The organism is Streptomyces sp. NBC_00080 (genome assembly GCF_045041255.1).
In the GTDB taxonomy this organism is placed as follows: Bacteria; Actinomycetota; Actinomycetes; order Streptomycetales; family Streptomycetaceae; genus Streptomyces; species Streptomyces coriariae.
This window is the reverse complement of sequence record NZ_CP108235.1, coordinates 3,492,867-3,513,611: the sequence shown is the minus strand read 5'-3', so window position 1 is coordinate 3,513,611 and position 20,745 is coordinate 3,492,867. Positions and strand designations below refer to the sequence as shown.

The window sequence follows — 20,745 nt, the reverse complement described above, 5'->3', positions numbered from 1 at the left end:
AGCGGCGGCGTACCCCTAGGCGGCGGCCCGCGGCCGCCCGCGCTGCGCGAACAGCACGACCGCTCCCACCCCCAGCCAGATCAGGCCCACCGCCTGTGCCGTGCCGGACGCCTCCGCGATCACCGCGACCGTGATCGCCGCACCCGCCACCGGCATCAGCACATGCCGCCACCACACCACCGGGCCACCCACCCGCCGCACCGCGAACCACCCCACCACGCTCGCGTGCAGCAAGGTGAAGGCCGTCAGCGCGCCGATGTCGACCACCGACACCAGGTGATCGATCCCGTCGTCGCGGCGCGCCGCCCACACCGCCGCGACCATCGTGACGACGGCCGAACACAGCAGCGCGACCCGCGGCACGCCCCCGTCCGTCCGGGCCAGCACCCGCGGCAGCCGCCGCTCACGTCCCATGGCGAACAACAGCCGGCCGGCCGCCGCCTGTCCGGCCAGGGCGGCGAACGCGGCCCCGATCGCCTTGCTGACCGCCACCAGATCGTGCAGCCAGGTACCGACGGACACGTCCACGGCGTCATAGAACGCCGACCCCTGCCGACCGGGATCGGCGGCCAGTTCGGCGGACGACACCGGCTCCAGCAGCGCCACCAGATACGTCTGCGTCACGAACAGCACGCCGGCCAGCGCCAGGCAGAACAACAGGGCCCGCGCGACCTTCTCCGAGCCCCCGGTGACCTCCTCCGCGAAGCTCGCGATCGCGTCGAAGCCCAGATAGGACAGGACGGCCACCGACACCGCGCCGATCACCGCGGACAGCGCGAACGCCCCCTGCGAGCCGTCTCCGCTCAACGGCGACAGCCAGCCGCGCTCCGCACCGTCGCGCGCGAGGACCACCACCGCGGACACCACGAAGACGACCAGGACGACGATCTCCAGCGCCAGCACCAGGAAGCCCACGCGGGCCGCCGCCCGCACGCCCCACAGGTTGAGCAGGGTGGTGATCACGACCGCGAGCGCCGTCCACACCCACCGGGAGACCTCCGGGACCAGCGCGTTCATCGCGATGCCGGAGAACAGGTACGCCACGGCCGGGATCAGGACGTAGTCCAGCAGCGCCATCCAGCCGGCCACGAACCCGGTCTTCTCGCCGAGCGCCACGCGCGCGTAGGCGAACACCGAGCCCGCCTGGGGGACCACCCGCACCATCTGCGCGTATCTGAAAGCGGTGAACGCCATGGCGACCGTCGCGACGACGTAGACCAGCGCCACCGCTCCGTGCGACTTCGCGTCCAAGGTGCCGAAGATGCCGACCGGCGCCATGGGCGCGATGAACAGCAGCCCGTAGACGACCAGGTCGCGGAAGCGCAGGCTGCGCCGCAGGTGTCCGGGGCCCTCCCGGGCCGGACGGTCCTGGGTGCCGGTGTCGGCGGTCTCGGACATCAGTGCCTCCGCGCGTCGGGTCCTGGCCACCCCCCTCGGCTCACCGCCGGTCCGCCCAGTCTCCCCAAAGCGGTGATCTCCGACCCGTCGGGCGCGGCCTTACGATGGGACGCATGACTGCTTCGCCTGGCCGCCGCCGTGTCCTGCTCGCCGCCCCCCGGGGCTACTGCGCGGGTGTCGACCGTGCCGTGATCGCCGTCGAGAAGGCCCTGGAGCAGTACGGGGCGCCGGTCTACGTCCGGCACGAGATCGTCCACAACAAGTACGTCGTGCAGACCCTGGAGCGAAAGGGCGCCGTCTTCGTCGAGCGGACGGAGGAGGTCCCCCCGGGCAACATCGTCATGTTCTCCGCGCACGGCGTCGCCCCCGTCGTCCACGAGGAGGCCGCGCGCGGGCGACTGGCCACCATCGACGCCACCTGCCCCCTGGTCACCAAGGTCCACAAGGAAGCCGTCCGCTTCGCCAGCGAGGACTACGACATCCTCCTGATCGGGCACGAGGGCCACGAGGAGGTCATCGGCACCTCCGGCGAGGCCCCCGAGCACATCCAGCTCGTCGACGGCCCCGAGGACGTCGCCAAGGTGGAGGTCCGCGATCCGTCGAAGATCGTGTGGCTCTCCCAGACCACCCTCTCGGTCGACGAGACCATGGAGACGGTCGACGCCCTCAAGGAGAAGTTCCCGCAGCTCATCTCCCCGCCCAGCGACGACATCTGCTACGCCACGCAGAACCGTCAGCTCGCGGTGAAGCAGATGGGCGCGGAGGCGGAGCTGGTGATCGTGGTCGGCTCCCGCAACTCCTCCAACTCCAAGCGGCTCGTCGAGGTCGCCAAGCTCGCCGGCTCCCGCGAGGCCTACCTGGTCGACTTCGCGAGCGAGATCGACGAGGCGTGGCTGGAGGGCGTGACCACGGTGGGTGTCACCTCCGGCGCCTCCGTCCCGGAGGTCCTCGTCGAGGAGGTCCTGGCCTGGCTCACCGAGCGTGGCTACGGGGACGTCGAGCTCGTCAAGGCGGCCGAGGAGCACATCACCTTCTCGCTGCCCAAGGAGCTCCGCCGTGACCTGCGCGAGGAGGCGGCGGCCCTGGCGGCCCAGCGGGGCGGCAGCGGTACGGCGTCCGAGGCCGCGTCCGGCACGTCGTCCGATGCGGTGTCCGGTCCGGCGGACAGCTGACCGACACCTCGGCCGAGTGAGTGACTGTCAGTCGACCGTCGTAACGTAGGGCCATGCAGATCTTCGGCGTGGACATCGGCGGTTCCGGGATCAAGGGTGCCCCGGTGGATTTGGACAGGGGCGACCTGGCTCAGGAGCGCCACAAAGTGCTCACCCCGCACCCGGCCACGCCCGAGGGCGTGGCCGACGGCGTGCGGCAGGTCGTCGAGCACTTCGAGTGGACCGGACCGGTGGGCCTGACCTTCCCGGGCGTGGTCACCGGCGGCTCCACGATCCGTACGGCGGCCAACGTCGACAAGAGCTGGATCGACACGGACGCGCGTGCCCTCTTCAGCGAGCGGCTGGGCGGTCTGCCCGTGACGGTGGTCAACGACGCGGACGCGGCGGGCGTCGCGGAGGTGTCCTTCGGCGCCGGCCGCGACCGCAGCGGCACGGTGATCCTGCTGACGTTCGGCACGGGCATCGGCAGCGCCCTCTTCGTCGACGGCGTCCTGATCCCCAACACCGAGCTCGGCCACCTGGAGCTGCACGGGCACGACGCCGAGAAGCGCGCCTCCAGCAAGGCCAAGGAGGACGGCGAGCTGACCTGGGAACACTGGGCCCGCCGGGTCACGAAGTACCTCGCCCACGTCGAGATGCTCTTCTCGCCCGAACTGTTCATCATCGGCGGCGGCGTCAGCCGCAAGGCCGACAAGTTCCTGCACCTCATCGAAGGCATCCGGGCGGAGATCGTCCCGGCCGAACTGCAGAACAACGCGGGCATCGTGGGAGCGGCGATGCGGGCGGCGAAGAGCGAGTAGCCCCCGGCCGCCCGGCTGCCTGCCCGACCTCCAGCCCGGCCGCCCGGCCGCCTGGTAGCCGGTCGGCCCAGTGGCCGACGGCGGTGGTGGTGCTCGGCGCTCGGCGGTGGTGCCGTCGGCGGCGGCGGGTCGCGGCTAGTGGTGGTTTGCGGTCTGTCGGCGGGCCGCTGCCCGGCGCAGTCCGCGCGCCAGGATGGCGGCTCCTGCCACGAGCGTTCCGGCGTACAGCCAGCCGACCTGTGTGGCCAGTGCCGTCACCAGGCCCAACAGCCGCGCCCCGACGCCGTTCCCGCCCTCCGACACGGGCAGCAGTCCCACGGCGAAGGCGATCGGCACGACGACCGGCGCGGACAGCAGGTCGCCCCCGCGCACCCACAGGGCCGTCAGCAGGCACACCGGCAGGAACAGCACGCTGTACACCGTCAGTGAGGCACCGAACAGCAGCTGGTCCAGGCAGCCGATGCCGAACATCAGCACCCCGCTGAACAGCCCGCCGCCGAGTCCGGTGAGCCGGGGGTTCGGCATCCGGCGCGCCGTCCGCCCTGTCCGCGCCGCCCGTTCCAGGGGCGGCGCGGGCCGTCGCCCGGCGGGGGCGGGACGGGGTCCGCCGGAGCGCGGGGCGCCGGCCCGGCCGGGGCCACCCGCCGGGCGCGGCTGCTTGCGGCCCGGATCCCGACCGGCCTGGGGCGGCAGGGGTGGTGGGTCGCGGCGGGTGCCTTGGGCCGGGGGGCGCGTCCTGTGTTGCTCCACCGGACCAACTTAGGTCGGTTTATGTGCCGAATCGGGTGTCGGACACGCCGTGGGGCCGAGCTTGGCCATGCGTTCGACAGGTCCGCCGGGGCGGCGCCGGGCACGCCGTAAACTGGTGGACCGGTCAGCTCTCTGGCCCCTGGCCCTCTCACTCCGGGAACTGGCCTTCCGGCCCTCTCACCACGGGAAGTCGCAACGTGTCGCTCACGATCGGAATCGTCGGTCTGCCGAATGTCGGCAAGTCGACCCTGTTCAACGCCCTGACCAAGAACGACGTGCTGGCGGCCAACTACCCGTTCGCCACGATCGAGCCGAACGTTGGCGTGGTCGGCGTCCCGGACGCCCGCCTCACGAAGCTGGCCGAGATCTTCTCCTCGCAGCGGATCCTCCCGGCGACCGTCGACTTCGTCGACATCGCGGGCATCGTGCGCGGCGCGAGCGAGGGTGAGGGCCTGGGCAACAAGTTCCTGGCGAACATCCGCGAGTCCGACGCGATCTGCCAGGTCATCCGCGCCTTCAAGGACGAGAACGTCGTCCATGTCGACGGCAAGGTCTCGCCCAAGGACGACATCGAGACGATCAACACCGAGCTGATCCTCGCGGACCTCCAGACGATCGAGAAGGTCCTGCCGCGCCTCCAGAAGGAGTCGCGGATCAAGAAGGAGGTCGCGGCGAAGGTCGCGGCGGTCGAGGCGGCGCAGGCGATCCTGGAGAAGGGCGACACCCTCTTCTCCGCGGGCATCGTCCAGGGCTCCGGGCGCGAGGAGCTCCTGCACGACCTGCACCTGCTCACCACCAAGCCCTTCCTGTACGTCTTCAACGTCGACGAGGACGAGCTGGTCGACGAGGAGTTCAGGGCCGAGCAGAGCGCGCTGGTCGCCCCGGCCGAGGCGATCTTCCTCAACGCCAAGCTGGAGCAGGACCTCGCCGAGCTGGACGAGGAGGACGCGATGGAGCTGCTGGAGTCGGTCGGCGCCGATGAGCCCGGCCTCGCCACCCTCGCCCGCGTCGGCTTCAACACCCTGGGCCTCCAGACGTACCTCACGGCCGGCCCCAAGGAGTCCCGCGCCTGGACCATCAAGAAGGGCGCCACCGCGCCCGAGGCCGCCGGTGTCATCCACACCGACTTCCAGAAGGGCTTCATCAAGGCGGAGGTCATCTCCTTCGCCGACCTGGTGGAGACCGGCTCGGTCGCCGAGGCCCGAGCCAAGGGCAAGGCCCGCATGGAAGGCAAGGACTACGTCATGCAGGACGGCGACGTGGTGGAGTTCCGCTTCAACGTCTGACGCTATGTCAGTACCTGTGCCCGACCCGCCTGTTGCTGGGTCGGGCACAGCTGTGTGTCCGCAGTGGGTCCTCGATCCCGCGATGCGGTGACAGCGTTTGGCCGGGCGGCATGGCGGCGACGCGGTCTCAGACCTTGACGACCTCCACGGAAGGGCCGCACAGGAGTGTCAGATCCTCGGGGTCGGAGGTGAGGACGGTGACCGGTTGGGGCGCGTTGCGGGCGATGGCGGCGAGAACGGCATCGATGGCGTACTTGTGGCCGTGAAGGTGATGGGTGCGAAGGAGGACGGCGGCCCGGTCGGTGATCTCCTTGGTGACGTCGTGGACGTCGACGCGGGAGAGGACCCACTTGATGCGGGCCGGGTGAATGCGCTCGTAGTCGGCCTCAAGCGTGGTCATGGCGCTGGTGGCGACTCGGACGCCCTCCTCCGACGCCGCCTGGACCAGGGCCACGACGGTGCGGTCCTTGCGATAGAGCTTCGAGAGTCCTTCGCTGTCGAGCAGGAGGGTGCCGGGCATCAGGCGGCGGCCCCGCCGGCCTGCCGGTGGTCGTGGCGCAGCAGCGCCCGGGCGGCCTCGACCTCCTCGCGGGTGAGAGCCTCGTTGTCGGTCTCGAAGTCGGCGACGATCTCCCGCAGCTTGTCCATGGCGACCCTCTGTTCGAGAGCCTCGGCGACGTAGGCGGAGAAACCGCCGGGCCCGACATGGGCGCGTACGGCCTCGGCGAGATCCTCGGGCAGGCTGATCGAATACTTCCTACTACCGCTCATGGTGCTGATCCTACCGGCGGTCGTAAGCCTGGGGGTGTGAATGACTGACCCGAGGTTCGGTCGGTCCGCAGGGAGCTGCGAACGCTCATCGAGGCCGGGTGTGGGCGGTGGGAAGATGCGGGGAGGGCCAGAGAGGGGCGGGAAGCGTGGGGCGTGGCGAACGGGACACGGTCGCGAGGGGAGCGCGATTGTATGAGGCGGCGCAGGCAGTGGTCGGTGACCACGGAAGGGCGGTGGAGGCGGTACGGGCGGCACTGAAGCCGATCCACGACGCGGCGGTGAAGCAGGAGCTCGACGCCATTCCCGTCGCCCGGCTGCAGGACGTCACCGAAGGGCGGCTGCGGCTGGGGAGCGTCGAGGAGAGCGGACTGCGCACCCTGGGCAGTGTGCTCGAAGCGGGCCCCTATCGGCTGCGGCAGATTCCCGGTGTAGGGCAGCGCACCGTCGACCAGATGCTCGCCGCCGCCCGCCGGCTCTCCGAGGCCGTGCACGAGACCGTGGCCGTCCACATCGACGTGGACCGGCCGGAACCGAGCACCACCGCGCTCGTCGTGGCCCTGCACGTCCTGGTGGAGGCCGGGCCGGACGCCCGGCGTGCGGTCGACAAGGCCACCGCCCTGGCGGAACGCCTCGGTCCGTTGCTGGCCGACGCGAAACCCGCCGCCGGAAGGGTCCGGATGCTTCTGGCCGGCCGGGAGAAGAAGGCTCGCGCGTGGGCGGCGGTCGCCGAGACCCGGTCGCTGGTGGACGAGGCGGAGCAGGCCGGCCTGCCGGAACTGCTCGCCCAGGCGTCGGTGGACCTGCTCCGGGGGCTCTCGTCCGACGTCGTGGCCTGGGTGGACTTCGAACTCCGCTCCGCCGAGTACTACAGCCTGCTCGCCGAGATCTCCGGGCGGTCGCCGGACACGGCTGCCGCAGAGGGCTTTCTGCCGGACGAGATCGCGGAGCGGGTACGGACCCAGCACCTCGACGACACGCACCGGCGGGTCTCCCTGCGCGGTTACCAGGCATTCGGCGCGCGTTTCGCGCTTGCGCAGCGCAAGGTGATACTCGGCGACGAGATGGGCCTCGGGAAGACCATCCAGGCGATCGCCGTCCTCGCCCACCTTGCCGCCGAGACGCGGAGTCACTTCATGGTCGTCTGCCCGGCGAGCGTCCTCGTGAACTGGACACGGGAGATCGAGGCCCGCAGCGCCCTGCGCGTCATGGTGCTCCACGGTCCCGACCGGCACTATGCGTTCGCCGACTGGAAGGGACGGGGCGGCGTCGGGGTGACCACGTTCGACGCGCTGCGCGGCTTTCCGGCACCGGGCGGTGGGGAAGTCGGGCTGCTGGTGGTCGACGAAGCGCACTCCGTGAAGAACCCGAAGGCCAAGCGGTCCCAAGCGGTCGGCCTGTGGGCGGAGCGTTGCGAGCGCGCCCTTTTCATGACCGGAACCCCGATGGAGAACAGGGTCGTGGAGTTCCGCAACCTGGTCCGGATGCTCGACGGCGATGTCGCGGACTCCCTCGGTGAACGGGACGCGTTGGCCGGATCGGTCGCCTTCCGCAAGGCTGTGGCCCCGGTCTACCTGCGGCGCAACCAGGAGGACGTGCTGACGGAACTCCCGAGCCTTCAGCAGACCGACGAGTGGGAGGAGCTGAGCGCTTCGGACGAGGAGGCGTACCGCGAAGCCGTGCGCGCGGGCAACTTCATGGCCATGCGCAGGGCCGCTTACCTGCGCCCCGAGAAGTCGGCCAAGCTGGACCGGCTCCGGGAGATCGTTCAGGAGGCCGGCGAGAACGGGCAGAAGACGGTGGTCTTCTCCAACTTCAAGGACGTGCTGGGCGTGGTGAAGGAGGCCCTCGCGGCCGGGACCGCCAGGGCCACTCCGGTGTTCGGTCCGCTGACCGGCGGCGTCCCGGCCCAGCGTCGCCAGGAGATCGTCGACGACTTCGCCGGTGTCCAGGGTCCGGCGGTGCTCCTGGGACAGATCCAGGCAGCGGGCGTCGGCCTCAACATGCAGGCTGCCTCCGTCGTCGTCATCTGCGAACCCCAGATCAAGCCGACCATCGAACATCAGGCGGTGGCCCGGGCCCATCGTATGGGCCAGGTCAGGCCGGTTCGTGTGCACCGTCTCCTCGCCACCGGAGGCGTGGACGAACGCATGGTGAAGATGCTGGAGACCAAGACGCGCCTGTTCGATGCCTATGCCCGCCGCAGCGCCGTGGCCGAAGCCACCCCGGACGCGGTCGACGTGTCCGACACCGAGTTGGCACGTCGGATCGTCGAGGAGGAACAGGCACGTCTGGGTATGACGGACGAGAGGCCCACGTCATCCGAGTGAGGGTGTCCTCCGGTCCGTAGCCAGTCCGCGGGACACCCGTGAACGGCCGTCGGGAGCCAACGCATGCCAACCGAGAAGTCCCAGTTCAGGGCCCTAGATGGGGCTCCGCCGCAGGTCAGGATCAGTCCGCAGACGTTCCGCTTCAACGTGTAGGCGTTCGGACGCTCCGCGCCGGGCGATTCGTCGGGCGGACAGGTCAGAAGGGGCCGGGCTCATGGAGCCCGGCCCCTTCTGCGTACCCGTACTGCCACCGCGTCGGTGCCGACCTGTCAGTCACGCCGGGGCGGAGTGAGCTTGTCGAGATTCAGGCTGATCTCGAAGGGCACGGGGCGCTCCAGGACGCCCCGGAAGATACCGGCGGGTGCGTAGGCGCCGGTCGGTTCGTCGAGTTCGTAGACGTGGACCACAGGCGCGCCGTCCTCGTCCTCGATGCACCAGTAGTGCGGGATTCCGGCTTCCGCGTACTTGCGGAGCTTCACGGTGCGATCGCGGTGGGCGGATTCGGGGGAGACGACCTCGATCACGAGCCGCACCTCGTCCGGTGCGAACCAGGTGCGGTCTCCGTCGTAGTCGGCCGTCGTCAACAGCAGATCCGGTTCGGGCCGGTTCCGTGCGTCCAGCTTTATGGTCATCTCGCGGCCGACCCTGACATCGGCGGGCGCCTGCTCCATAAGAGCGACGGTGAGCATGGTGACGAGGTGGCCATGCCACCAGCGCTGGGGCGACATCATGAAGACGAGGGCTCCGTCGATGAGCTCGGTGTGGCGGGGCGCCTCGGGGAGGCGGTCCAGGTCCTCCGCGAGCCAGCCTTCCTCGCGCGGCGGGCGCATCCAGTCGGGCAGTGCGGTCATGGGTCAACCCTAGCGATCGCGGCCGTCACGAGGGGTGTCGTCCGCAGTGACCTCGTGCGACGGCATCCGGCCACCCTTCCCGGTCGGGTCGGTCTGGTCGATCCGGGGGACGGCGACGAAGAGGTTCTCGCCGGCCGTGTCGACCGTGGTCCGCAGTTCGCGGGACGGTCGGGACACCCGTCGGAGGCCGACGCAGGCGCTGGGCGGAGGTACTGGCGGAAGTGCTGGTCAGAGGTGTGGGAAGGGCGCCTGGGCAGGGCGGGCTCACGGGCTCTGCCGGCCTCCTCGGGGTGTCGGTCCGGGGCTCGATAGGGCAGGGATAGCCGCTTCGGTTCGGGCGGATAGCGGTGGGCGCAAGAGTGTTTCTCGTCAAGCCACCCCCCACCGGATCGTGAGGACCTGAAGATGACCGAAACCCAACTCCGCCCGGCGTCGGGGGAGGTGACGTCACCGGATGCCGCCGTGCTCAGCGCGGTCGTGAAGCGGTTCGCCAACGCCAAGGGCGAGGAGTTCACCGCTGTGGACGGGCTGGACCTGCGGATCCGGCGCGGCGAGGTCGTGGCGTTTCTCGGACCGAACGGCGCGGGCAAGACGACCACGATCGACATGCTCCTGGGCCTCACCCGGCCCGACTCGGGGCAGGTGGAGCTGTTCGGCGAGGCGGCGCAGCAGGCGGTGCGCGCCGGCCGGGTGGCCGCGGTCCTGCAGAGCGGCGGACTGCTGCCCGACCTGACCGTCGAGGCCACCGTACGGATGCTCGGCTCGCTGCACCCCGGCGCCGACCCGGAGACCGTGATGAGCAGGGCCGGCGTCACCAGGCTGCGGGACCGCCGGGTCTCCGAGTGCTCCGGCGGTGAGCAGCAGCGGCTGCGGTTCGCGATCGCGCTGCTGTCGAACCCGGAGTTCCTGGTGCTGGACGAGCCGACCGCCGGGATGGACGTGGCGGCCCGCCGCGAGTTCTGGGCCACCGTCCGCGAGGACGCCCGACACGGCATGACGGTCCTGTTCGCCACGCATTACATGGAGGAGGCCGACCAGTTCGCCGACCGGGTGGTGATGGTCGACCAGGGGCGGGTCGTCGCCGACGGGTCCGCCTCCTCGGTCCGCACCCGTATCAGCGGCCGTACCGTCTCCGCGCTGATCAGCCCGCAGGACGCGGCCTCGGTGGCCGGCTCGCCGTCCGTCCGGTCGGTCGCGGTCCGCGGCGATCGCCACTACTTCGACGCCACCGACTCCGACGCCCTGCTGCGGCTGCTCGTCACCCGGACCTCCGCCACCGAGATCGAGGTCGCGCCCCGAAGCCTCGAAGAGGCCTTCATGGCCATCACGCAAGCCGGCCGCACCGGCCAGGAGGGCCCGCGATGACCACCTTGACCGCGCCGCCCGCCCGCCCGCGCGCCTCCTCGTTCAGCGGAGTCAACCCCACCTTCGTCCGCTACGAGCTGGCCCGCCGCTTCAACCGTCAGACCACGATCTTCACCCTCCTCCTCCCGGCCGTCCTCTACCTCGCCCTGTTCCGTACCGCGCCGGCCCACGGCACGCTGCCGCACGGCAACTTCGCCGCCTGGATGATGATCGGCCTCGCCGTGTACGGGGCCGCGATGGCCGCCACCAGCTCCGCGGCCACCATCTCGGTCGAGAAGTCGGCCGGCTGGATGCGCACGATCGCGCTGAGCCCGCTCGCCCCGCCCGGATACCTGCTCGTCAAGGTCCTGTGCTCGGTGGTGATGGCCGCCGTGCCGGTGGCCATCGTCGGAGTGCTGGGCCTCGTCACCGGAGCGCACGCCGACGCCGAGGTGTGGGTGACGTCCCTGGTCGTCGCCTGGCTCGGGGCCGCGGTCTTCGCGGCGCTCGGCATCTCGCTGGGCCTGGCCCTCAAGCCCGACGTCGTGATGCACATGCCGGGGCTGACGATGACCGCGCTGGCCTTCCTCGGCAACCTGTTCATCCCGCTGAGCGGCACCATGCTCGAGATCTCGCGGTACACGCCGATGTACGGCGTCTCCACCCTCGCCCGCTACGCCCTCACCGACGGCTACAGCTTCAGCGGCGAGCACTCCAGCCTGGCGGGCGCCGTCTTCAACATCGTCGCCTGGTTCGCCGGGTTCGGCTTCATGGCCGTCCGCCGGTTCGCGAAGAGCACCGGCCGCCAGTAGCCCACCCCACCCGGCGCCGTTCCGCCTCACCTGGCTCCAACTCACGTCACCTCGCCCCACCTCGCCTCGCCTCACCGAAACCCATCCGCATCCCACCGCCCGCCGGCCCGAGCGCCGTGCGACGGGCTCAACACGAAAGGGGGATAGAACACATGTTCGCAATCATGGCGCCGGGTCAGGGCTCCCAGACCCCTGGCATGATGGCCGGCTGGCTGCGCGACCCGGTCCACGCCGAGCGCGTACGGGCCTGGTCCGAGGCCGCGGACTGCGATCTCGTCCACTTGGGCACCCGGGCCTCGGCCGCGGAGATCGCCCGCACCGAGAACACCCAGCCGCTGCTGGTCGCCCAGGGCCTGCTGGCCCACGAGGCGCTGGCGGCGGCGGGCACCGCGGTCGCGGCCGGGCACTCGGTCGGCGAGCTCACCGCCGCCGCCCACGCCGGAGTCCTCACACCCGTCGACGCGGTACGGCTGGCCGCGGTCCGTGGCCGGGCGATGGCCGCGGCCTGCGCCGAGGCACCCACCTCGATGGCGGCCGTGGTCGGCGGCGACGAGGCCCCGGTGCTGGAGCGGATCGCCGAACTCGGCCTGTACGCGGCCACGTTCAACGGTCCCGGCCAGATCGTGGCCGCCGGGCTCACCGAGCGCCTCCAGCAGCTGGCGGCGGCGCCCCCGCACGGGTCGACCGTCAAACCCCTGCCGGTCGCGGGCGCCTTCCACACCCCGTACATGGAGTCCGCGCGGCAGGCCTTCGCCGCCGCGGCCGCCGCCACCGACTTCGCGGCCCCCCGCGGTGCCCTGCTCTCCAACGCCGACGGCGAGGTGGTCGCCGACCCCGGGGAGGTCCGCCGACGGCTCGTCGAGCAGGTGGTCCGACCGGTGCGCTGGGACCTGTGCCTGGAGACCCTCGCCCGCCTGGCACCCGGGCTGACGGTGTCCCTGCCGCCCGCCCGCACCCTCGCCAACATCCTCAAGCGCCGCCACCCCGAACTCGACGTCCTCCCGGTCAACACGGCCCGCGACATCGGCAAGGCCCTCGTGCGCATCGGCGAGAGCACCCGTAAGGAGGAACCCGCCCATGCCGGTGTCTGACCTCTTCGAGCGCGCCCGCGCCGAGCGCCCCGACCACCCCGCGGTCGTCGACGGCGACGGCACCCTCACCTACGCCGAGCTCGGCGCGGACGTCGACCGCGCGGCCGGCTGGCTGCGGGCCCAGGGCATCGCCCCCGGGCAGCGGGTCGTCCACGCCGGTGGCAACGACCGCACCTTCCTTGCCCTCTTCCACGCCACCCTGCGGATCGGCGCCGTCTTCGTCCCCGTCCACCCCGACCTGACCGACCTCCAGGTCGCCGGCATCGTCGAGGACTGCTCGGCCGCCCTGGCGATCTGCCCGCCCGGCGCGGGGGAGCGGGCCGGCCGGACCGTCCCGGTCGGGCAGGCCCGGCAGGAGATCCGGGACGCCGCCGCCGACGGCTTCGCCGCCCGGATCCCGGACGACGGCGTCGCGATGCTGATCTACACCTCGGGCACCACCGGGCGCCCGAAGGGCGTCGTCTGCCCGCACCGGCAGATGATCGCGGCCGTCGAGGCCGTGGGCACCTGCCTCGGCTACACCGCGGACGACGTGGTGCTGTGCCGGCTCCCGCTCTCCTTCGACTACGGCCTCTACCAGGCCCTGCTCTGCGCCCGTACCGGCGGCACGCTCGTTCTCGCCGAACGCGGCGGCGACCGGGGCCTGTTGCGGACGATCGAGCGGCACGGTGTGACGGTCGTCCCGCTCGTGCCCTCGCTGGCCCAGATGCTGGCCCTGCTCCAGAGCAGGCTGCGGCGGCCCACCGGGGTGCGGCTGTTCACCAACACGGGTGCCCGACCGGGCCGGGCCGTCATGGCCGAACTCCTGGAGGTCTTCCCGGGGTCGGAGTTCGCCTCGATGTACGGCATGACCGAGTGCAAGCGCATCTCGATCCTCGACCCCGCCGAGTACGCCGCCCACCCCGACTCCGTCGGGCGGCCCATCCCCGGCGACCTGGTCCGGATCGTCGACGGCGACGGGCGGGAGCTCGGCCCCCGCGAGGTCGGCGAGATCGTCGTGGCCGGCGCCACCGTGATGGCCGGCTACTGGGGCATCCCGCTGGAGGCGCAGCACCGCTACGTCCGCGGCGCCGACGGCGCGCTGGAGCTCCACACCGGCGACCAGGGCTACCTCGACGAGGACGGCCGGCTCTACTTCGTCGGCCGCGACGACGACATGATCAAGCGGCGCGGGATCCGCCTCGGGCTGACCGAGATCGAGGACGCCGCCGAGCGGATCCCCGGCGTGATCGCGGCGGTGGCGCTCCGGCCCGAGACCGAGGACGCCCCCCTGCTCCTGGCCGTGCAGACCTCCCTGACGCCCGAAGAGGTCCGCGACCGGCTGCGGCTGCGCCTCGACCGGGCCCGGCTGCCCGACCGGATCGTCCCTCTCGACGCCGTACCGCTGACCGCGAACGGCAAACCGGACCGCAAGGCCGTCGAGCTGCTGGTCCGGGCCGACGACCCCCGCCCCATCGGACCGACGACACGACAGCCCACACAGACGAGGACCACCCATGAACCAGTCGCAGTTTGACCAGCTCGTCGAGGAGATCTGCGCCGTCACGGTCACCGACCCGCAGACCCCGCTCGTGGACCTCGGCGTGGACTCGCTCCAGACCATCGCCCTGGTGATGGCCGTCGAGGAGCAGTACGGCATCGAGATCGACCCCGAGGCGCTCGCCGACCCGGCGCTCACCTCCTCGGCCGGCCTGCTGGCTTGCGTGCAGGACCAGTTGGCCGCCGCACTGCCGGCCAGAACCGGGAGCTGACCGCCATGTGGACCGACACACGACCCGCGGTGGAGATGCCGCGACTGTTCGAGCGGGGCGGGGACCTGATCTCCTTCGCCGGGGGCCTGCCCGACCTGGACGTCCTGCCGCTGGACGTCCTCTCCGCCCAGCTCTCCCGGCTCCTGCGGCTCGGCGGGAAGCTCGCCCTGCAGTACACGACCCCGCATGTCGCGGGTGCCCTGGTGCCGGCGATCACCGACCTGATGGCTCGTGAGGGCGGGCGCACCCACCCCGAGAACCTGGTCCCGACCGGCGGCTCCCAGATGGGGCTGATGGCGGTGGCCCTGGGCCTCGCCGCCCCGGGGGAGACGGTCCTGTGCCAGACCCCCGCCTACCCGGGCGCCGCGGCCGCCTTCCGCACCGCCGGACTGCACCCGCACGCGGTGCCCGAGGACGCCGAGGGGCTCGACCCCGAGGGACTGCGCGAGACGGTGCGGCAACTGCGCGCCGACGGCCGCACCGCACGCCTCCTGTACTGCAACCCGACCTTCCAGAATCCGACCGGCGCGACCCTCTCCGTCGCCCGCCGGCAGGAACTGCTCGCCGTGGCCCGGGAGCTGGACCTGCTGATCGTCGAGGACAACCCCTACGGCCTGCTCGGCTTCGACGGGCGGACCACCGACACCCTCCAGGGCCTCGACCCCGACCGGGTGATCTATCTCGGCACCTTCTCCAAGGTGTTCGCGCCCGGGCTGCGCTGCGGCTGGATCGCGGCGCCGGCGGAACTCGCGAGCACCCTGCGCCGTACGACCGAGATCATGGCGCTGTCCCCGTCGGCGCTCGCCCAGGCGGCGCTCGCCGCGTTCCACACCCGGTCCGGCTGGACCGACCTCGTCGACGCCTACCGGGCGAGCTACCGGGAGCGGTCGACGCTGATGGCCGACGCGCTGGACGCCGAACTCGGCACCGACGGGCCCTGGTCGTGGCAGCGGCCGGACGGCGGCTTCTACATCTGGCTGCGGCACCGCGACGGCGTCGACACGAACACCTTCGCCGACGCGGCGGCCGAGCACGGGGTCTCCTTCGTGCCCGGCTCCCACTTCGGCATCGGCGGGGAGAACGCCGACGCGCTCAGGCTGTGCTTCAGCCACGTGCCGAAGAAGCGGATCGCCGAGGGGATCTCCCGGCTGGCGGCCGCGCTCGGCCAACGGGCGGCGGAAGGGGCGGCGGCATGACCGGCACGCTCGAAGCGACCCGCACGCTCGACTGGACGGCCTTCGGACCGTCGTACCGGCTGGGCGACAGCGCCTGGCGGGTGTGGGGCGTCGGACTGCTCCGCAGCGCGGGCTTCCCGGTCTCCGGCCTCGGCCTGATCGGCGGACCGCGCGCCGCCCACGCGGCGCGGCTGCTGGAGGCCGGCGGCGGGACGGACGGGCAGGAGGCCTTCAGCGCCGCCTACCGCGCCGACACCGACGCCGAGGCCGGGCGGCTGGCCCGGCTCGCCACCGACGACAAGGTGCGCACCGCCATCGCCTGGCAGAACCGCACCGTCTACCAGATCCTCGACTCCCTCGCCGCGCGCAAGGGCAAGGAGTCCAAGCGCCGGCAGCGGGAACGCACTCTCGCCATGTACTGGCTGCGGTACTGCGCCAAGGCCGACACCATCGGCTTCTTCGGCCCCGGGGCGTGGATCTCCGTCGGGCAGGGGCAGCGCGCCGTCGATCTCGATGTCGGCCCCTCGCTGACCTCGCGCAGCCGTACCTTCCTCGAACGCTGGACGGTGGCCGCGCTGGCCGACTGGATGGCCGGGCAGCCGGGCGCCCGCTGGTGGTTCCCGCCGATGCTGCGGCCCGACGTGCACCTCGACGGCGACCGGCTCGTCATGCAGGGCGGCCGTACGGTGCGGCTGCGCGAGGACGACGTCCGGGTGCTGCGCCTGGTGGACGGCGACCGCGGCGGCGAGGCCATCGCCGAGGCGACCGGCTGGGATCCGGCGACGGCGCGGGAGCGGGTGGAGAAGGTCCTGACCCGGCTGCTGCGGCAGCGGGTGCTGACCTGGGACGCCAACATCCCCGTCGACGTCCGTGCCGAGGAGGTGCTGCGCCGGCGGGTGGCCGGAATCGGCGACCCGGAGCTGTTCGTCCGCTTCGACGCGGTCCTCACCGGACTCGACCGGCTGCGCGACGGCATCGACCGCGCGTCGAGCGCCGAGGAGCTCGTGGCGGCGCTCGACCGGCTCGACGAGTTCTTCGTCCGGACGACGGGACAGTCGGCCTCCCGCGACGAGGGCAAGGCGTACGCCGGCCGCACGCTCTGCTACCAGGACTCCCTCCGGGACTGCCGGATGGACCTGGGGCGGGACTTCCTGGACGGGATCGCCCGTCCGCTGGCCCTGGTCGCGGACGCGGCGGACTGGTTCGGCAACCGGCTCGCCGAGCTGGTGGAGGCGGAGGTCGCCGGGTTCGTCCGCAAGGCCGCGGCCCGCCGCCGCGGGGACGTCACCCTCGCCGACGTGTGGACGCAGGTGCTCGGGCTGTTCTGGGGCGACCACGCCACCCCGGTGCAGACCGCGACCCGTGAACTCGCCGAGAAGTGGCGCGAGGTGCTGAACCTGGCCGAGGCACAGCGGGCCCCGGTCCGCCTGTCGGTGACCGACCTCCAGGAGCGGGCCCGCGAGGTCTTCGCGACCGGTCCGGTGCGCTCACCCCATCTCGCCGTGCACAGCCCCGACCTGCAGGTGGTGGCCCGGTCCGTCGACGCCTTCAACGCCGGCGACTACACCACCGTCCTCGGCGAACTGCACGCCTGCCTGGCCACGCTGGACCTGCCGTTCCTCGACTGGACCACCGACGCCGGCTCGCTGCGGGACAAGGTGAACGCGGCGATCGGCGCCCGGCGCCTGGTGCCGCTGCTGCCGGTCGAGTGGAAGCGCAACAGCGGCCGTATGGTGCCCGCCCCGATCGGCGCCGGCGACCGGCTGATCGGCTTCACCCGGGCCCCGTACGACGACCGCGCCCGCGTCGATCCGGCGGTCTCCGTGGGCCTGGCGGAGCAGGACGGCACGGTCACCGCGACCACCCCCGACGGGGGTGTCTGGAGCATCGCCGAGCTGCTCGCGGTGCCCGTCGCGATCATCGCCGCGGACGCCTTCAAGATCGGCCTGGACCGGCCGCACGCCCCGCGCGTGAGCCTCGACGACCTGGTCCTGTTCCGGGAGACCTGGCGACTGCCGGCCGCCGGAACGGCCCTGCCCGACAAGGCCGAGCGGGAGCGCGACTATCTCGCCGTCCGCCGGTGGGTGGCCGAACACGCCCTGCCCGACCTGCTCTTCGTCAAGTTCCCCGAGGAGACCAAGCCGTCCCTCGTCGACTTCACCAGCCCGACGCTGGTGCTGTCCTTCGCCAACCTCGTCCGGGCCGCGCGCCGGCTCGACCCCGACGCCGTCATCACCCTCAGCGAGCCGCTGCCGGCTCCGGAGGACTCCTGGCTGCCGGACGCCGACGGCGAGCGCTTCGTCAGCGAACTGCGGCTCCAGATCAGCAGAAAGGTGCCGGAATGACCGTCCTCGCCTCCGACGGCGCGGCCCTCGCGGTCCGTGCCACCCGCACCCGGGACCCCGACATCGTCGCGACGATCGGCGGCACCCCGCTGGTCGCCCTCGACCGCCTGTTCCCGCCCGCACGGTTCCAGGTGTACGCCAAGTGCGAGCGCTTCAACCCCGGTGGCTCGATCAAGGACCGCGCCGCCAAGTCGATGATCGAGCACGCCATCCGGACGGGGAAGCTCGTCCCCGGCGTGTCCACGGTCGTGGAGTCCTCCTCCGGCAACCTGGGCATCGCCCTCGCCCAGCTGTGCAACTTCTACCGGCTGAACCTGATCTGCGTGATCGACCCGCGCACCACCCCGCAGAACGCCGCCATCATGCGGGCGTACGGCGCCAAGGTCGAGGTCGTCGACCGCGACCCGGCCACCGGCGAGTACCTGCCGGCCCGGATCGAGCGGGTGCGGTCGCTCCTGGCGAGCGTCCCGGACGCCTACTGGCCCAACCAGTACGCCAACGAGCACAACTCACGGGCCCACCACCACACCATGCGGGAGATCCACGAGGCCCTCCCGGGCGGCCCCGACCACCTGTTCCTCGCGGCGGGCACGACCGGGACGCTGCGCGGCTGCGCCGAGTACATCCGCGACCACGGCCTGGCCACGAACGTGGTGGCGGTGGACGCGGTCGGCAGCGTCATCTTCGGCCCGCCGGAGCCGTGGGAGCTCACCCACCGGCGCACGATTCCCGGACACGGGGCGGCGGTCGTGCCCCCGCTGCTGCGGCCGGGCCTCGCGGACCGGATCGTCAAGGTCACCGACTTCGACTGCGTACGCGGATGCCGGCAGCTGCTCGCCCAGGAGTCCATCCTCGCCGGCGGCTCCTCGGGTGCCGTCGTGGCCGCCCTCCAGGCCGCCGCGTCCTGGATCGAACCGGGCGCGACCTGCGTGGCCGTCCTTCCCGACGGCGGCGACCGCTACCTCGACACCGTCTACTCCGACTCCTGGGTCGAGGACCGCTTCAAGGAATTCCCGCTCACCGACGACAACACCGTTCCCGACACCACCGACCACGAAAGGAGTCAGTCATGAGGATCCTCGGTCGCGACGACGTCGAAGTGGCCCTGAAGGGCCTCGGACCCGCCGTCCTCGACGCGGTCCGCAGCGCCTACGTGCTGCACGGCCAGGGCCACTCGCAGGTGCCGTTCTCCAGCTTCCTGCGCCCGCCGCGGCCCGCCGGCTCGCGCATCATCTCCCTGCCCGCCTACCTGGGCGGCCCGGAGCCCGTGATGGGCCTGAAGTGGATCTCGTCCTTCCCGGCCAACGTCGAGCGGGGTCTCCAGCGGGCCTCCTCCGTCCAGGTGCTCAACGACCTCGACACCGGATATCCGCAGGCCCTGCTGGAAGGCAGCCAGATCTCGTCCTCCCGGACCGCGGCGAGCGCCGCCCTCGCCAGCGGCGCGCTGCACGGCTCCCGTCCGGTGCGCACGGCCGGGCTCATCGGCTGCGGCACCATCAACCAGCGGGTCCTCGCCTTCCTCACCCTGACCCACCCCGAGCTGGAGACCGTGGTGCTCCAGGACGTGGTCCCGGGCCGTGCCGAGGTGTTCGCCGCCGAACTGGAGTGCGAGTACCCGGGGATCACCTTCCGCACCGGTGACGTGGCCGCGGCGCTCGGCGCCGAGACGGTGAGCATCGCGACCACCGACTCGACGTACTGGCTCGACCTGGCCGACCACCCCGACCGCCCGTCCCGCCAGGTGATCCTGCACCTGTCGCTGCGCGACCTGAGCACCGGCTCGGTGCTCGGCGCGTACAACGTGGTCGACGACATCGAGCACGCCGTCCGTGAGCGGACCTCCCTGCACCGGGCCGAGCAGGAGACCGGGCACCGGGAGTTCGTGCACGCAGAGATCGCCACCGTGCTGGGCTGCTCCGAGCCGCCGGCCACGGACGGCACGATCGTCTTCTCGCCCTTCGGGCTCGGCATCCTCGACCTCGCGGTCGCCCAGGCGGTCCTCAAGGCCGCCACCGCGGCCGGCCTCGGCACCGAGGCCGCCGGGTTCGACCCGGGCAGCCACCGCGTCACCGCGGCGATGGCGGGGAGGGCCGCATGAGCACCTTCTTCGCCGAGGGCACCAAGGCCCTCGTCACCGGCGCCTCGCGCGGCATCGGCGCGGCGATCGCGCTCACCCTGGCCGAGCACGGCTGCGACGTGGCCCTCAACTACCGCTCCAACGAGGCGAAGGCCGAGGAGGTCGCCGAGCGGATCCGCGAACTCGGCCGGGAGGCCCTGCCGGTCCGGGCGGACGTCTCCGACGAGGCCCAGGTCGCCGCCATGTACAAGCAGCTGAAGGCGGCCTGGGGGCGTCTCGACGTCGCCGTCCTCAACTCCGGTGTCACCGCCGACGGTCACCTGGCCGCCATGAGCTCCGCCAAGTGGCAGGAGGTCATCGGGACCAATCTGACCGGCACCTTCTACACCGCTCGCGAGGCGACCAAGCAGATGTACGCGAGCGGCGGCGCGATCGTCTTCATCGCCTCCACCAGCGGCATCGCCGGCCGGGCCGGCCAGGCCAACTACGCCGCCAGCAAGGGCGGGGTGATCGCCATGGCCAAGACGCTGTCGTACGAGGTCGCCCCGCGCGGCATCCGGGTCAACGTCGTCGCGCCCGGGTTCATCGACACCGACATGGTCAAGAAGGTGCCGCCGGCCCACATGAAGGAGGCCCTCCAGGTCATCCCGATGGGGCGCATGGGCACCGCGGCCGAGGTGGCCCAGGCCGCCGCCTTCCTGGCCGCTCCCGCCGCCTCCTACATCACCGGCAAGGTGCTCACCGTCGACGGCGGGATGATCCCCAACTAGCCATCAGAAAACAGTAGTTGCACAC

General features: G+C 71.9%; 20 protein-coding genes. 14 read left to right on the top strand and 6 right to left on the bottom strand.

Features of this window, described 5'->3' with window-relative positions:
- Positions 1-15 precede the first annotated feature (15 nt).
- The gene (locus OHU34_RS15390) at positions 16-1,398 is read right to left on the bottom strand and encodes an APC family permease (protein WP_405766803.1); all 1,383 of its coding nucleotides are present in this window, start codon (positions 1,396-1,398) and stop codon (positions 16-18) included.
- 104 nt (positions 1,399-1,502) lie between these two features.
- On the opposite strand from OHU34_RS15390, the gene OHU34_RS15385 reads away from it, so the two are divergent.
- Together OHU34_RS15385 and ppgK are read left to right on the top strand one after the other, a co-directional pair.
- Entirely contained in the window at positions 1,503-2,570 is a 1,068-nt protein-coding gene (locus tag OHU34_RS15385) for a 4-hydroxy-3-methylbut-2-enyl diphosphate reductase (RefSeq protein WP_142265998.1), read from the top strand.
- A 53-nt stretch (positions 2,571-2,623) separates the two neighbouring features.
- The gene (gene ppgK / locus OHU34_RS15380) at positions 2,624-3,370 is read left to right on the top strand and encodes a polyphosphate--glucose phosphotransferase (RefSeq protein ID WP_142265999.1); all 747 of its coding nucleotides are present in this window, start codon (positions 2,624-2,626) and stop codon (positions 3,368-3,370) included.
- A 135-nt stretch (positions 3,371-3,505) separates the two neighbouring features.
- Here the strand turns inward: ppgK and OHU34_RS15375 are convergent, their stop codons facing one another.
- The gene (locus tag OHU34_RS15375; RefSeq protein ID WP_142266000.1) at positions 3,506-3,895 is read right to left on the bottom strand and encodes a DUF6542 domain-containing protein; all 390 of its coding nucleotides are present in this window, start codon (positions 3,893-3,895) and stop codon (positions 3,506-3,508) included.
- Between the two features lie 422 nt (positions 3,896-4,317).
- Here OHU34_RS15375 and ychF point away from each other — a divergent pair, with 422 nt between their 5' ends.
- Complete coding sequence (gene ychF / locus OHU34_RS15370) at positions 4,318-5,406, top strand: redox-regulated ATPase YchF (protein ID WP_142266001.1); 1,089 nt, start codon at positions 4,318-4,320, stop codon at positions 5,404-5,406.
- Between the two features lie 127 nt (positions 5,407-5,533).
- Here ychF and OHU34_RS15365 read toward each other — a convergent pair whose 3' ends face one another.
- Positions 5,534-5,926 (bottom strand): type II toxin-antitoxin system VapC family toxin, encoded by a 393-nt coding sequence (locus OHU34_RS15365; protein WP_142266002.1) that lies wholly within the window; start codon positions 5,924-5,926, stop codon positions 5,534-5,536.
- On the bottom strand, positions 5,926-6,177 hold the full coding sequence (locus tag OHU34_RS15360) for a hypothetical protein (RefSeq protein ID WP_018845686.1): 252 nt from the start codon (positions 6,175-6,177) through the stop codon (positions 5,926-5,928). Before OHU34_RS15360 ends, OHU34_RS15365 begins: the two co-directional genes overlap by 1 nt.
- A gap of 146 nt (positions 6,178-6,323) precedes the next feature.
- On the opposite strand from OHU34_RS15360, the gene OHU34_RS15355 reads away from it, so the two are divergent.
- Positions 6,324-8,504, top strand: coding sequence for a DEAD/DEAH box helicase (locus OHU34_RS15355; protein ID WP_405766796.1), 2,181 nt, complete (start codon positions 6,324-6,326; stop codon positions 8,502-8,504).
- Between the two features lie 269 nt (positions 8,505-8,773).
- Here OHU34_RS15355 and OHU34_RS15350 read toward each other — a convergent pair whose 3' ends face one another.
- Together OHU34_RS15350 and OHU34_RS15345 are read right to left on the bottom strand one after the other, a co-directional pair.
- Positions 8,774-9,355, bottom strand: a complete 582-nt coding sequence (locus OHU34_RS15350) for a Uma2 family endonuclease (RefSeq protein WP_230194752.1) — start codon at positions 9,353-9,355, stop codon at positions 8,774-8,776.
- A gap of 9 nt (positions 9,356-9,364) precedes the next feature.
- A complete protein-coding gene (locus tag OHU34_RS15345) occupies positions 9,365-9,532 on the bottom strand; it encodes a hypothetical protein (RefSeq protein ID WP_160160001.1) in 168 nt (55 codons plus the stop codon).
- Between the two features lie 228 nt (positions 9,533-9,760).
- On the opposite strand from OHU34_RS15345, the gene OHU34_RS15340 reads away from it, so the two are divergent.
- The 10 genes from OHU34_RS15340 (at position 9,761) to fabG (ending at position 20,720) form a co-directional block, all read left to right on the top strand.
- Positions 9,761-10,720: an ABC transporter ATP-binding protein gene (locus OHU34_RS15340; RefSeq protein ID WP_142266005.1), complete on the top strand. Its 960-nt coding sequence runs from the start codon at positions 9,761-9,763 to the stop codon at positions 10,718-10,720.
- Positions 10,717-11,511, top strand: coding sequence for an ABC transporter permease (locus OHU34_RS15335; RefSeq protein WP_020127997.1), 795 nt, complete (start codon positions 10,717-10,719; stop codon positions 11,509-11,511). The genes OHU34_RS15340 and OHU34_RS15335 overlap by 4 nt, the downstream gene beginning before the upstream one ends.
- Positions 11,512-11,663: 152 nt before the next feature.
- Entirely contained in the window at positions 11,664-12,602 is a 939-nt protein-coding gene (locus tag OHU34_RS15330) for an ACP S-malonyltransferase (protein WP_142266006.1), read from the top strand.
- Positions 12,589-14,118: a class I adenylate-forming enzyme family protein gene (locus OHU34_RS15325; protein WP_142266007.1), complete on the top strand. Its 1,530-nt coding sequence runs from the start codon at positions 12,589-12,591 to the stop codon at positions 14,116-14,118. Before OHU34_RS15330 ends, OHU34_RS15325 begins: the two co-directional genes overlap by 14 nt.
- The gene (locus OHU34_RS15320) at positions 14,099-14,353 is read left to right on the top strand and encodes an acyl carrier protein (RefSeq protein ID WP_020127994.1); all 255 of its coding nucleotides are present in this window, start codon (positions 14,099-14,101) and stop codon (positions 14,351-14,353) included. The genes OHU34_RS15325 and OHU34_RS15320 overlap by 20 nt, the downstream gene beginning before the upstream one ends.
- Before the next feature lie 5 nt (positions 14,354-14,358).
- Positions 14,359-15,549 carry a PLP-dependent aminotransferase family protein gene (locus tag OHU34_RS15315; RefSeq protein ID WP_230194751.1) on the top strand — a complete coding sequence of 397 codons (1,191 nt, stop codon included), beginning with the start codon at positions 14,359-14,361 and terminating at the stop codon, positions 15,547-15,549.
- On the top strand, positions 15,546-17,873 hold the full coding sequence (locus OHU34_RS15310; RefSeq protein ID WP_142266009.1) for a lantibiotic dehydratase: 2,328 nt from the start codon (positions 15,546-15,548) through the stop codon (positions 17,871-17,873). Before OHU34_RS15315 ends, OHU34_RS15310 begins: the two co-directional genes overlap by 4 nt.
- Positions 17,870-18,946, top strand: coding sequence for a 2,3-diaminopropionate biosynthesis protein SbnA (gene sbnA / locus OHU34_RS15305; protein WP_142266010.1), 1,077 nt, complete (start codon positions 17,870-17,872; stop codon positions 18,944-18,946). The genes OHU34_RS15310 and sbnA overlap by 4 nt, the downstream gene beginning before the upstream one ends.
- A complete protein-coding gene (sbnB, locus tag OHU34_RS15300) occupies positions 18,943-19,971 on the top strand; it encodes a 2,3-diaminopropionate biosynthesis protein SbnB (RefSeq protein ID WP_142266011.1) in 1,029 nt (342 codons plus the stop codon). The genes sbnA and sbnB overlap by 4 nt, the downstream gene beginning before the upstream one ends.
- Entirely contained in the window at positions 19,968-20,720 is a 753-nt protein-coding gene (gene fabG, locus OHU34_RS15295) for a 3-oxoacyl-ACP reductase FabG (protein WP_020127989.1), read from the top strand. The genes sbnB and fabG overlap by 4 nt, the downstream gene beginning before the upstream one ends.
- Positions 20,721-20,745: the final 25 nt, after the last annotated feature.